This is a genomic window from Actinomycetota bacterium, assembly GCA_040881665.1.
In the GTDB taxonomy this organism is placed as follows: domain Bacteria; phylum Actinomycetota; class UBA4738; order UBA4738; family HRBIN12; genus JBBDWR01.
The window spans coordinates 675,504-687,934 of record JBBECT010000004.1 but is presented as its reverse complement, the minus strand read 5'-3'; the positions used below and the strand labels follow the sequence as shown (position 1 = coordinate 687,934).

Genomic DNA, 12,431 nt, shown 5'->3' with positions numbered 1-12,431 from the left:
CGTCGCTCACCTATCCCCATCGGAGAGCATCGAGCAGGGCGCGGAACTTCCGCTCGGTCTCCTCGACCTCCTGGATGGGATCGGAGCCTGCCACGATACCGGCCCCGGCGAACAACCGAGCGGTCGACCCCGACAGCTCGGCGCAGCGGAGCGCGATCGCCCACGCGCCGTCGCCCGCCGCGTCGACCCAGCCGATCGGGCCTGCGTAGCAGCCGCGATCGAACGGCTCGAGCTCGGTGATCGTCGCGAGCGCGGCGGGTGTCGGCTCGCCCCCGACCGCTGCCGTCGGATGGATCGCGTCGACGAGACGGAGCACGCTGTCCACGTCCGAGCGCACCCGTCCTCCGATCCGCGTCGAGAGGTGCCAGACGTTCGCGGTGGCGAGCAGCTCCGGCTCGTCGGGCACGTCGAGGTCGTCGCACAGAGGCGCGAGGGCGGCGGCGAGCGAGCGCACGACGATCCCGTGTTCCTCTCGTTCCTTGTCCGAGGCGAGCAACCCGTCCGCGTTGCGCCGGTCGGCTGCCGGATCCCCCGCGCGCGGGGCGGAACCGGCCAGCGGGTTCAGTGACACGATCGGTCCGTCCTTGCGCACGAGCAGTTCGGGCGAGGCGCCGACGAGAATCGCACCGCCGGCGACCGGGGCGGCGAACGCGTAGCACTCGGGATCGACCGACCGCGCGCGCTGGAGGAGCTGCCGGGGATCGAGCTCACGGTTCGCATCGACCGTCAACGTGCGAGCGAGGACGACCTTGTCCAGCGCCCGATCACCGATCCGTTCGACCGCGCGGGCGATCATGGACGCGTACACGCTCGGCTCGGGAACGGCCGTCACGTGCGGGGCGGAGAACGCCTCGTGAGGGAACGCCCGGCCGACCCATCGATCCGACGAGACTGCATCGTCCTTGTCGGCGAGATCGAGGCGCGAGGCCACCCCGTCGTCGCCGCGCGACACCACGTGCGACGCGACGGTCAGGTGCGCGGGGACGTCCGGTGCGAACGGCAAGGCCCCGACGGCCACCGGACCCGGCCCGTCGGGGACCTCCCCGATCGCGGCGAGCCGGTCGGCCACGGCGTCGGCGAGCCGAGTCGTGCGACGGGCTCCGCCGTCGGCCGCGACACGGTCCACCGCGCCCCACGTGCAGAGCCCGACCCCGGCCCGTTCCAGGAAGAACCCATCGGGTCGGTAAGCGCCCAAGAGGTCGAACGCGGGCCCCAGGCGCTCGGAACGGGGCACGACAGAGCTCAACGCCGGGTTCCGGTGAGCAGCTGCGCCGCGCCTCCGCCGAGCTGTGTCCGCACTGCGTCGTCGAACCCCGCGACTCCGAGCATCGTGACCAGGTCCGGGCCCGGTGGGAGGTAGGCGAGGGAACGTGGCAGGTAGCGATACGCCTCGCGATCGGACAGCAGCCCTCCCACGAGGGGAACGACCCGGTTGAAATAGACGCCGTGGCCGATCCGTAACGCGGGGTTGTCGGGAACGGACGCGTCGAGCAGCGCGATCCTCCCGCCGGGACGCACGACGCGGGCGAGCTCGGCGAACAGCGTCTCGAGCGAGACGACGTTACGCAGTGCGAAGCCGCACGTGACCCCGTCGATCCGTCCGTCTGCGAGCGGAAGGGCGAGCGCGTCGGCCTGCACCAACGGAACCCTGGTCCGTGCCTCGGCGAGCATGCCGAACGAGAAATCGAATCCCACCGCCCGGTACCCGGCGGTGTCGAGCTCGCGGCACAGGTCCCCCGTGCCGCATGCCAGGTCGGCAACGAGAGCGCCACCCGGCAGCCGCAGATCGCGGATCGCCCGGCGGCGCCACCCCACGTCCATCCCGAACGTCATCACCCGGTTCACGAGGTCGTACCGCCCGGCGATCGTGTCGAACATGCCACGGACGCGCCGCGCCTTGTCCGTTCCCTCCGGCAGCTTGCCACCGGGCAGCGGGGAGCTCACGGGGAGCGTTCCAATCGCAGCGACTCGGCGCGGGTCGCCTCGACCTCGGCGGCGTCGCCGACCTTCTCGATGTGTGCGAGCGCGGTCTCGAGCAGCACCCGGCGGAAATGTCGCGCGACGAGTTCGGTTACGGCGGGCAGCAGCGAGCGGAACGCCTCGACCAGGTGCTCGGCCGCCGCATCGTCGGACGAGGCCGTGTCGCGGATCGGCTTGCGTACGCTCTCGTCGAACAGCTCGACCGCGCGCTCGGCGAGCCCGCGCATCGCGTCGTCGGCGCTCCGTGCGAGGGCGAGCAGGTCTCCGAGCGGGAGCCCGAACTCGAGCAGCTTGAGCGCGGTACGCACCATCTCGATGTCGGCCGTGGTGTACCGGGGCTCGCCGCCGACCGTGCGCCCGAACCGGATCCCCTCGCGTTCCACCGCCTGGATCAGCGACGCCGGTACCCCACTGCGAGCGGAGAACGCCTCGAGATCGAGCAGCTCGGCGTCGTCGTCGCTCTCGCTCACGCCCCCCGCGTCGCGCGCGACGGCGACCGCGGCGGCGAGGTCGGCGTCGGCCGGCCCGAGCTCGCCGGTCACGACGCGCCGGATCGCGGCGAGCGTCAGGCCCTTCTTCTGCAGCCACCGAACCTGCCGGATCCGGTCGGCGTGCTCGGGGCCGTACCACGCCACTCGCCCCTCGCGCTCCGGCGGCGGGAGCAGCCCGCGCGACTGGTAGTACCGCACCGTGTCCACGGATACCTCGCAGGCCGCGGCCAGCTGTTCCACGCGGTACCTCACGGCCGAGACCTCATGACCAGTCACTCTACGAGTGTTCGCTCGAACCTTCCACGGCGCTCGCTGCGACCGTCGGAGCTGCGGCGTAGGCTCGCGACCATGGATCTGCGACTCGAACTGGTGAACGTGCCCGTCTCCGACGTCGACCGGGCGAAGGAGTTCTACACGCGGCGCGTGGGGTTCCTCGAGGACAACGACGTCACCGTCAACGACGAGATCCGCTTCGTCCAGCTGACCCCGCCCGGGTCGGCCTGCTCGATCTCGATCTTGCGCGGCCTCACCGACGCGCAGCCGGGATCGGCACAGGGCCTCCAGCTCGTCGTCGACGACGTCGGCGCCGCGCGCGCAGCTCTCGTCGAGGGAGGGGTCGAGGTGAGCGAGGTCCAGGAGTTCCCCTGGGGCTTGTTCGTGTTCTTCAGCGATCCCGACGGGAACGGCTGGAACGTCCAGCAGATCCCCGAGAACCCGTAGACCCGTCTCCCTCCGGCGATCCCCGCTTCGGCGGCGGGGGATAATCGCGCGACATGCGACCCTCCCCTCCCGACGACGCGCGCGACCCTCACGGGAACGAACCCGGCCCGCAGTCCGACCCCGACCCCGACGATCCCGAGCCCGCGTCCGGCCACCCACGCGCCCAGACAGGCCCCGCTCGCCACGGGATCGGGCTCGGACTGGTGCTCGCGTGCCTCTGCGCCACCCTCGCGATCGGCGCCGCCGCGAAGGAGCCCTGCGCCGACGGCGTCTGGAGCGACGGCCGCCAGTACACACGCCTGTGCTACTCCGACATCGTCGCGCTCCTGGGGACCGAACAGCTCGTCACCGGGAGTCGCCTGCCGTACCTCGACCCGTGTGTGGTTCGCGAGACGGCGTGCGACGAGTATCCGGTCGGATCGATGTATGCGATGCGCGTGGCGGCGTGGCTCGCTCCCTCGACCGGCCCCGCTCTCGAGGGAGCAGCCTCGTCGCGCAGCTACGCCGGGTTCTTCTATTGGAACGCCGCGATACTGGCCCTCGCGGCGGTCGCGATCGCCGTGGCGCTCTACCTGCTCGTGGGTGGCCGGCGCGCCTTGTTCTTCGCCCTGTCGCCGACCCTGCTGATCTACGGGTTCGTGAACTGGGACCTGCTCGCGGTCGCGTTCGCCACGCTCGGCACGCTCGCCTACATCGAACGGCGGGACGGGTGGTCGGGCACGATGCTCGGACTGGGCGCGGCGATGAAGGCCTACCCGGCGCTGGTGGCGATCCCGTTCGTGGTGGGACGCTTCCGTGACCGGCGCCCGGTCGGAGGAACGAAGCTCGCGTGGGCGACGGCGGGAACCTGGCTCGCGGTGAACCTGCCGTTCATGCTGCTCGCGACCTCCGGGTGGTGGGAGTTCTTCCGCTTCAACTCGCGACGTCCCCCCGACTGGGACAGCCTCTGGTACATCGGCTGCGAGCGGATCCCCGGAGCGGCCGGGTTATGCGAACGCGTGTCGGCGGTCAACGCGCTCTCGTTGCTGCTGTTCGTCGTCGTCTCGGTGCTGGTGTGGCGCGCCAAGGCGCGGCGCCAACCGGACTTCCCGCGCTGGACGTTCGGGTTCGCGCTCCTCGTGGTGTTCCTGCTTACGAACAAGGTCTATTCGCCCCAGTACGGTTTGTGGCTGCTGCCGTGGTTCGCGCTCGTGCTGCCGGACCTTCGCGCCTTCGCCGCCTTCTCGGTCGCCGACGTCGCCGTGTTCGTGACCCGCTTCGCGTTCTTCGGCCAGACCGACCCGGGGATCGACGGATGGGTCGACGCGTTCACGATCGGGTGGTTCCAGCTCGCGGTGCTGCTCCGCGCCGGCGTGCTCGTCTGGTGCGTGGCCCGCTGGGTGCGGCGCCCGACCGAGCGGCTCCCCGCGGAGCAGCCCGATCCGGCCGTTCTCGGAACCGCGGCCCCGCTGAGCGCTCCGGCGTGAACGTGGGCCGTCCGCGTCCTCCGACCGACCTACGTTGTGTACGTGTGGCTCGGCCTCCTGGTCCCCCTGACGTATGCGTACGCGGACGGCCGTTGATGTCGCTGCCCCGCTTCGCGCTCGTGCTGTTCCCCCTGTTCTGGGTCGAGGCCGATCTGGTCGCCAAGCACGCGATCGGCCGATCCGGCCTGGTGGCGGTGTCCGCCGCGGGCCTCGGCACACTGACCTTGCTTTTCGTGAACTGGTACTACATCTTCTGACCCGGGGTGCCGACCAATTAGGATTGAGAGCACCCCCACCGGGGGCCGACCAGGTAGGGAGGGACGGGTGACGATCAAGGTAGCCATCGCGGACGACCACTCGCTCGTGCGGCAGGGACTCCGGCGGTACTTGGAGCTCGCGGACGGGATCGAGGTCGTCGGTGAGGCGGCGAACGGCAAGGAGCTGCTCACCCTCATCGGTGAGAGCACCCCCGACATCGCCCTCGTCGACATCCGGATGCCGGAGATGGACGGCCTCGAGGCCGCCCGCTTGATCCGGGAACAGTTCCCCACCGTCGGCGTGATCATGCTGACCGCCTACGACGATCGGCAGTTCGTCGTCGAGGCAGTCCGCTCGGGCGCACGAGGGTACGTCCTCAAGGCGCGCGACGCGGAACACCTGATCCAGACGGTTCGGCTCGTGGCCGGCGGCAACATGGTGATCGATCCGCAACTCGTGGTCGCCCTCGCGGAGGAGCTCTCACAGGCCAAGGAGCGCGACCGGCGCGCCGAGACCCTGACGGCCAGGGAGATCGAGGTCCTCCAACTGCTCGCGTTCGGGCACACGAACCGGGATATCGCCGAGCGCCTCTACATCTCCCCGGACACGGTCAAGACCCACCTCGAGCACATCTTCGAGAAGCTGGGTGCATCCGACCGTACGGCCGCCGTGGCCGAGGCGCTTCGCCGTCGCCTGATCGAGTGACCGAGGGCGGCGCCGGTTCGGTGGTTCGTCCGGCCTAGGTCGGACGAGTCAGCCGGGACGGCCCGGACAGGTGATGTGATGAATGCCTCGTACGGCACATCATCGAACGCGCAGATGTCTTCCGTCACCCCTCGTCCCCGTGCGCTCCCGGCGGTGGCCGCGCTCGGCATCGCGGTCGCGGCACTGCTGATCCTGCCGTCGGTCGTTCCACAGACCCCACGATCGCTCGCGGTCACCTGGGACGCGCTGACGATCCTGTGCGGCCTGGTCGGTGCCGGGATCATCTCCCGCAGCCGCGGGTCCGAGGGCCAGTGGCGAGCCGCGGGTCCGCTCGCCCTCGCGGTGTTCTCGGTCGCGATCGTGGGGGCCGTCTTCTTCATCATCGAGATCCAGACCCCGACACCGGACTTCGCCCCGAGCACGTGGGACATCGGGTTCCTCGTGATCGCCGGACTGTTCCTGCTGCCGCTGCGCGACGAGTACCGGGCGCACTTCGAACACACGGACCGCCGGGAGATCGTGACGGACGTGGCGCTCATCACCGCCGCCCTCGCGTGCATCGCCTACCTGCAGATCGTTCCCGCGGACGCGAACACCGCGACGACGCTCTCCGCGGCCGTGTTCGCGATCTCTGCGGCGGCCGTGTTCACCGGGTACGGAGCCCTCGCGCTGTGGGTCCCGAGTCCGGCCCACATCGGGATGGCCACGGTGTTCGTGCTGCTCGCGGGAGCCACCCTGTTCCTCGGCGACCGGTGGGTCGACGGCACCCACGTCGCGAGTGAGGCGGGGGTGCCGCTCGCCTTCGCCCTCGGCGGGCTGGTGCTCGGCGGGCTCGTCGCGTTCCTCCCCCAGAGCGGAGGGCCGCACGCCGGCGTCTCCGCACGGTGGGGCCGTCCGCTGCTGACCTCGATCGCGGTCGCCGCCGCGTGCGCGGCGCTCGCGAGCGTCACCGTCGCTGCGCTCGACAACCAGGTCGACGCCACGCAGACGCGAGTGCTGATCGGGCTGCTCGCCGCGGCGATCGCTCTGCGGATCCTCGTGAACCAGGTGCGGAGCACCCGGGCGCGGCGCGAGGCGAGCACCGCGCTCGAACAGAAGGAGGCGGCGCTCGCCGAGACCGACCTCGCGCTCGAACGCGTGCGCGAGGCGAACGAAACCCTGCGAACCTCCGAGGAACACCTGCGACTGGTGTTCGAGGCCGCGGTGGACGGTATCGTCGAGCTCGACGGGCGCGACGCGATCCTGCGCTGCAACGACGCGTTCTGCCGCATGGTGAAGCTGCCCCGCGACGTGATCGAGGGCCAGCCGTGGACGGCCGTCGCAGCGGCCGTCGACGGCGCAGACGACTCCTTCACCCAGCTGCTCGTGACCGGCCAGGGTCTGCTCCAACGGGAGGGCCAGCCCCTGTACCTGGAGGCGCGTGTGTCCGAGATCCCGAGCGACCCGCCGGTGCGCCTGCTGCTGGTGCGCGACGTGACCGCGGCGCGGGTTGCCGACCAGACGATCCGCTCGCTGTTCCAGTTCCTGCAGGACCGGGACGAGGACCGCACGCGCATCATGCGTCGAACGAACACAGCGATCGAGTCCGAGCGCAACCGGATCGCCCGCGATCTGCACGACGGCCCGGTGCAGGGTGTGTCGGCCGCATCGCTGTCGCTCGAGGCGGCGCTGCTGATGATCAAGGCCGGGGAGTTCGAGGACGGCGTCGACATCCTGATGAAGGTCCGCGTGGAGCTGTCGGAGGAGGCGGACAACCTCCGGCGTCTGATGTCCGGGTTGCGGCCCCCGCTGCTGGAGGAGCGCGGCCTGGTCCCGGCGATCCGCGAGACCCTCTCGAGGTTCGGCGACGAGCAGGACGTCGAGACGGTCTTCAACGGCAACGTGCAGGCCGAGGTCCCGACCGACCTCGAGACGCTCGCCTACCGGATCGTGCAGGAGGCCCTGTCGAACGCCGGCAAGCACGCGGGAGCGTCGAAGCTCGCGGTGCAGATCGAGGCCGACGCCGGCCAACTCCGGCTCGAGGTCGTCGACGACGGCATCGGGTTCGACGCGGCCAAGGCCCGCGACTACCTGCGCCAGGGCCGGGTCGGACTCGCCTCGATGCGCGAACGCGTCGAGCTCGCGAACGGCACCTTCATGGTGCACTCCACCCCCGGCAAGGGAACGACGATCCTCGCCACTCTGCCCCTGCATCGCGCCGGCGCTCGCGAAGTCGCGGTCTAGCCCGTTCTCGGACTCATGGAGGACACAGGGCACAGAAGACATGACGGAGACGGCGATCCGCGAAGCCGTAGATCTCCTAAGTCCGGTCGTCGAGGAAACCAGTGAGGTCGGCGCGGCAGCCTTGCACCTCACGTACGTCGCGCATGACCAAATAGGGGAACTCCAGCCCGACGATGCCTTCACTCTCCTTGAGCTGGCGATCGACAAGTCACCGGCGTCGGGTTACGTGTCGCAAGGCGCTGGCGCGACCCTACGCCGAGGCGGGCAGGGTTCAGGAGGCGCAATCAGTCCTCGGTGAGGCGTTCGATTGGCTCCTGACTCCCGGCGACCCCGACCCGGTTGAGGAATCGTTCCACGACTGCTTTACCGGACGAATGGATGCACCGATCACGATCACCGAGGATCTCGAGGCACTCTCCGACGCTACAGGGCGATCAGCCCAGCGTTAGTTGGCGTGAAGCTGCACGCCTCGAAGTAGAACGAGCGAAGGTGGTCTTCGAAGTCGACGTGGAGCCATTCGCAACCGGCGGCGCGCGCTTCGGGGACGGTGGCATCGACGAGACGGGTGCCGACGCCCTGTCGTCGCGCCCGTGCGGTGACGAGCGTGTCGAGCACGAAGGCATGGGTCGCGCCGTCCCAGGCCACGTTCACCCAGCCGACCAGATCGTCGCCGTCGCGGGCGCACACCCACCCGAGGCTGTGGCGCTCGACCTGGCCTCTCCAGTCGTAGTTCAGGATCGGGTGCTCGAACCCCTCCGCGTGGAGCACGTCGACCTCGGGGCTGTCGAACGCGCCGCGCCATTCATAGACGATCGTCACGCGGCGAACGGGGTCCAGGACTCCGGGAGGACGAACCACCCCGGGACGAGCGCTAGGCGTTGTTCCTCGTCCGTGGGTTCCTCGGTCGGCTCCTCCGTGGGCTCGGGCTCCTCCGTGGGCTCGGGCTCCTCGGTCGGTTCGGGTTCCTCCGTGGGCTCGGGCTCTTCGGTGGGCTCCGGATCTTCGGTGGGCTCGGGGACGATGGGATCGGTGTCCGGCTCGCCATAACCGCCGAAGTCCGGCTCCGGGAACGCGCGCACCGGCATCCCGTCCGTCGCCTCGGTCATGAAGTCCTGCCAGATGTTCGCGGGGATCGTGCCGCCGTAGACCTGCGCGTATCCCTCGACGTTCAGCAACGGCTCCTCGGTCTTGGGGTAGCCGACCCACACGCACGCGGCGAGCTGGGGCGTGTAGCCGCAGAACCAAGCGTTCTTGTAGTCCTGTCCCGTGCCGGTCTTGCCGGCGACCGGGCGATCGACCAACGCCGCTGCGGTTCCCGTGCCGTCCTCGACCACGCCCTCGAGGGCGTAGGAGACGAGCGCCGCGTCGTTGCCAGAGAGCACCCGCTCCCCGTCGAGGCGCTCCTTCTCCGCGGCCTGCTTGCCACCCCACAAGGTCTTGCCGCCGGGATCGGCAACCTGCGCGACGGGAGTCGGCGTCCGGTAGACGCCGCGCGCGGCCAGCGTCGCGTACACGCTCGTCATCTCCAGCGGCGTGATGTCGAGCGCGCCCAGGCTGAGCGAGCACTCCTGGCCGATCTTCGACCAACGGATCCCGAGGTCGTTCGCCATCTGGGCGACTTTGTCGAGGCCGACCTCGAGACCGACCTGCGCGAACACGGTGTTGACCGAGTATTTCGTCGCGGTCGCCAGGGAGAACGTTCCCGCCGTGCTGTCGCCTGCGTTCGAAGGCTGCCACGGGCCGCCGTCCGTGTAGCACTCCTCATCGGGGATCGTGATCGTGGAGGGACCCGACCAGGTCGAGTTCAGGGAGATCCTCTCGTCGAGCGCGGCCGCGAGCACCACCGACTTGAACGTCGAGCCCGGGGAGCGGGCGAACCCGCCGAGACCCGGCGCGGGCCCGGTCTTGAACTCCTCGTAGGTGCGGCCGCCGACGAACGCCTTCACCGCGCCGGTCGAGGGCTCGATCGCCACGAGCGCGGCCTGCGGGTCGCGATCGTCGGGCAGGTTGTCGGCGATCGCATCCTCCGCGGCCTCCTGCATGCTTTGGTCGAGGGTCGTGGTGATCTCGTAGCCCCCGCCGAAGCCGTCGATCCCCGCCTCGGACTCCAGGTAGTGCTTCACGTAGTCGACGAACCACGGGCGCGGATACGCGGCGCGGCGAGACTGGTTGATCCGCAGCTCCTTGTTCTGGAGCTGCGCGGCGCGCGCCTCGGTCAGGTAGCCCTCGGCGGCCATGCGGTCGAGCACGTAGTCGCGCCGGACCGCCGAATCGTTCGGGTGGTCGATAGGATCGAACCGTTCGGGGCTCGCGATCATCCCCGCGAGCTGGGCCGACTCGAGGATCCCGAGGCGGCTCACGGAGGTGTTCCAGTAGGTCTGCGCGGCGGCCTCGACCCCGTACGCGCCGTTGCCGAAATAGATCGTGTTCAGGTACGTCGCGAGGATCTCGTCCTTGTCCATCTCCTGCTCGAGCTTGATCGCGAGCAGCACCTCGCGGACCTTCTGCTGCGGCGTGCGCTCGGGGATCCGGTAGACGCGCCGGTCGCCCTTCTGGACGTAGGTGCCGGCGTACACGTTCTTCACGAGCTGCTGGGTGATCGTCGATGCGCCCTGGGCCGCCTCGCGCAGCACGATGTCCCGCCAGGCCGCGCGAGCGATCCCGATCGGATCGAACCCCGAGTGTTCGTAGAAGTCCTGGTCCTCGGTCGCGATGACCGCCTCACGCAGCGCCTGCGGCATCTGCCCGAACCCGACGATCGTCCGGTTCTGCTCGTCGTGCAGGGTCGTCAGCAGCGTGCCGTCGTCGTAACGGACATAGGAGGTCTGCAGGGGCGGCGGAGCCTCGGGGAGCTGGATCTGGCCGTAGGTGTACCAGAGGGCCCCGGCCACCGAGAGCACGCCGGCGAGGGGAACGGCGACGAACACCCACCAGAACCGGCGGAAGAACCCACGCTTGCGAGCGGTCTTGGTCTTCCGCGAGGTCCGGGGGGCGGCGTGCTTGCCCTTGCGCGAGGGCGCGCGGGAAACTGGGGTCTCCGCTGCCACGCACCCATCCTACCGGCGACCTGCGAGGACGGGTCGCATCCTGGGAACACGGGTGTGGCGTTCCGGTGGCGGGGGGACGATCGAGGTCAGCCGACAGAAGCCGTGTAGGCCTCGGAGAGATGGTTCCAGCGGCAGTTCTTGCAGACCTCGACCACGTAGCAGCACGAGCCGACGTGCGCCGCCGCCATGCGCAGCGCGGTCTGCAGGCTCCAGACGCGTCCGTTGTTGTGCTTGAGATCGTCGCCGTAGACGTAAGCGAGCAGGACGAGCTTCTCCTTGCCGCACACGGGACAGTCGTGACGTGTCGGTTCGCCGACGTGCTTGGCCGCCCGGATCAGCTCGGGGTGGGCGTCGGTCAGGTCGGTGAGCCCCAGCAGCCCGCGCGCCGCGTCGCGCAGCAGGGCGCGCTTGGCCAACGTGTAGTCGACGACGCCCAGGGGGCGGGCGTTGCCGGTGCGCTTCGGGCTCCATCTCTTCGTGCCCATCGTGGGGGCGATTGTACGCGCGATCGGTGACTCGCGCGTCCGCCGTCCGCCCGATATGCGCCCTCAGGGAACGACCTCCTCAGGGGGCGGAAGCACTACTTCCGCCCGGGCCGTTCGATGCACGACCCGGTCGTCGCCGAACAACAGGAGGGGGCCCACCGGGACCCACACTCGCACCGTGACCTCGGCCGATCCCGGCTCGCACGAACAGGCGTCGAGGCCCGCACCGTTGTGGTTGGCATAGGTCGCCGCGATCTCGCCGGGGGCCGGTCCGCTCGGGAACACGAGCTCCTGGGCGGCCGCGAGCGCCGACGCGTCCGCCGCGGTGCGCGCTCGGCCGGCGGTGGCGAGCACGCGGGCGAGGTCAGCGGCCCCGAGGCCGAGGACGAGCACGCCGGTGAGGATCGCGGCAACGACGACCGTCACCGAGCCGCGCTCGCCGTTCGCGCTCACGGAACCTCCTGACGCATCGTCGCGCTCGCCGTCATGGCGACCGACGAAGGGAAGAGCCACCCCACGAGCGGAACCAGGATCGCTCGATCGGTGGTGATGTCGACCGTTACGGGATCACCCACCGATCCGGGCCGTCGGATCGTCATCGAAACGCTCGTTCCGAGGTCCGGAGCGGCCCCGTCGACGGCCGCGCGAACACTCGCTTCGTCGACCGAGACCGCTGCTTCGCGCGCCCCCGCCCTCGCGGCGTACTCCAGCGTGAGGCGATCGCGCGCGAGGAGGCCGATCTGTGCGAGGGCGAGCACCATCGCCAGGACGATCGGGAGCACGAGCGCGAACTCGACCGTGGCCGACCCGCGCTCGCGCCCCCGGCGGATGTGGCGGTCAGGCACTCCCCGCCACCTGATCGATGATGCCGTCGAAGAACGCTGGCAGCTTGCCCGACGAGCGCGCCCACACGATCAACACGACGGCGACCGCGGCGGCCGCCAGGATCACCAGCGCGTACTCAGCGGTGGTCTGCCCATCTTCTCCGCCCACCTCGCGCGGCACCACGAGCGTATGGAGACGAGCGAGCACGGCGATCACGAACGCTGCGAGCAT

The 12,431-nt window shown here is 70.1% G+C and carries 14 protein-coding genes; 5 read left to right on the top strand and 9 right to left on the bottom strand.

The window, feature by feature from the left end:
- Window positions 1-10: 10 nt before the first annotated feature.
- Genes WEF05_04285 through WEF05_04275 form a run of 3 tightly spaced genes read right to left on the bottom strand, consistent with a single transcriptional unit; the run spans window position 11 to window position 2,723 of the window.
- A complete protein-coding gene (locus WEF05_04285; GenBank protein MEX1101115.1) occupies window positions 11-1,234 on the bottom strand; it encodes an isochorismate synthase in 1,224 nt (407 codons plus the stop codon).
- 8 nt (window positions 1,235-1,242) lie between these two features.
- Window positions 1,243-1,944: a ubiquinone/menaquinone biosynthesis methyltransferase gene (locus tag WEF05_04280; GenBank protein ID MEX1101114.1), complete on the bottom strand. Its 702-nt coding sequence runs from the start codon at window positions 1,942-1,944 to the stop codon at window positions 1,243-1,245.
- On the bottom strand, window positions 1,941-2,723 hold the full coding sequence (locus tag WEF05_04275) for a MerR family transcriptional regulator (protein MEX1101113.1): 783 nt from the start codon (window positions 2,721-2,723) through the stop codon (window positions 1,941-1,943). The genes WEF05_04280 and WEF05_04275 overlap by 4 nt, the downstream gene beginning before the upstream one ends.
- A 96-nt stretch (window positions 2,724-2,819) precedes the next feature.
- Here WEF05_04275 and WEF05_04270 point away from each other — a divergent pair, with 96 nt between their 5' ends.
- From WEF05_04270 to WEF05_04250, 5 genes are all read left to right on the top strand, one after another.
- On the top strand, window positions 2,820-3,191 hold the full coding sequence (locus WEF05_04270; GenBank protein ID MEX1101112.1) for a VOC family protein: 372 nt from the start codon (window positions 2,820-2,822) through the stop codon (window positions 3,189-3,191).
- A gap of 53 nt (window positions 3,192-3,244) precedes the next feature.
- Window positions 3,245-4,657, top strand: coding sequence for a glycosyltransferase 87 family protein (locus tag WEF05_04265; protein MEX1101111.1), 1,413 nt, complete (start codon window positions 3,245-3,247; stop codon window positions 4,655-4,657).
- A gap of 95 nt (window positions 4,658-4,752) precedes the next feature.
- A complete protein-coding gene (locus WEF05_04260) occupies window positions 4,753-4,914 on the top strand; it encodes a hypothetical protein (GenBank protein MEX1101110.1) in 162 nt (53 codons plus the stop codon).
- A gap of 67 nt (window positions 4,915-4,981) precedes the next feature.
- Complete coding sequence (locus WEF05_04255) at window positions 4,982-5,620, top strand: response regulator transcription factor (protein MEX1101109.1); 639 nt, start codon at window positions 4,982-4,984, stop codon at window positions 5,618-5,620.
- Between the two features lie 114 nt (window positions 5,621-5,734).
- Window positions 5,735-7,843, top strand: coding sequence for an ATP-binding protein (locus tag WEF05_04250; GenBank protein MEX1101108.1), 2,109 nt, complete (start codon window positions 5,735-5,737; stop codon window positions 7,841-7,843).
- 423 nt (window positions 7,844-8,266) lie between these two features.
- Here the strand turns inward: WEF05_04250 and WEF05_04245 are convergent, their stop codons facing one another.
- From WEF05_04245 to WEF05_04220, 6 genes are all read right to left on the bottom strand, one after another.
- Window positions 8,267-8,662: a GNAT family N-acetyltransferase gene (locus WEF05_04245; protein MEX1101107.1), complete on the bottom strand. Its 396-nt coding sequence runs from the start codon at window positions 8,660-8,662 to the stop codon at window positions 8,267-8,269.
- Window positions 8,659-10,890: a transglycosylase domain-containing protein gene (locus tag WEF05_04240; GenBank protein MEX1101106.1), complete on the bottom strand. Its 2,232-nt coding sequence runs from the start codon at window positions 10,888-10,890 to the stop codon at window positions 8,659-8,661. Before WEF05_04240 ends, WEF05_04245 begins: the two co-directional genes overlap by 4 nt.
- 86 nt (window positions 10,891-10,976) lie before the next feature.
- The gene (locus WEF05_04235; protein MEX1101105.1) at window positions 10,977-11,375 is read right to left on the bottom strand and encodes a DUF5318 family protein; all 399 of its coding nucleotides are present in this window, start codon (window positions 11,373-11,375) and stop codon (window positions 10,977-10,979) included.
- A gap of 63 nt (window positions 11,376-11,438) precedes the next feature.
- Entirely contained in the window at window positions 11,439-11,828 is a 390-nt protein-coding gene (locus tag WEF05_04230; protein MEX1101104.1) for an Rv3654c family TadE-like protein, read from the bottom strand.
- Window positions 11,825-12,220: a TadE family protein gene (locus WEF05_04225; GenBank protein MEX1101103.1), complete on the bottom strand. Its 396-nt coding sequence runs from the start codon at window positions 12,218-12,220 to the stop codon at window positions 11,825-11,827. The genes WEF05_04230 and WEF05_04225 overlap by 4 nt, the downstream gene beginning before the upstream one ends.
- Complete coding sequence (locus tag WEF05_04220; GenBank protein ID MEX1101102.1) at window positions 12,213-12,431, bottom strand: DUF4244 domain-containing protein; 219 nt, start codon at window positions 12,429-12,431, stop codon at window positions 12,213-12,215. The genes WEF05_04225 and WEF05_04220 overlap by 8 nt, the downstream gene beginning before the upstream one ends.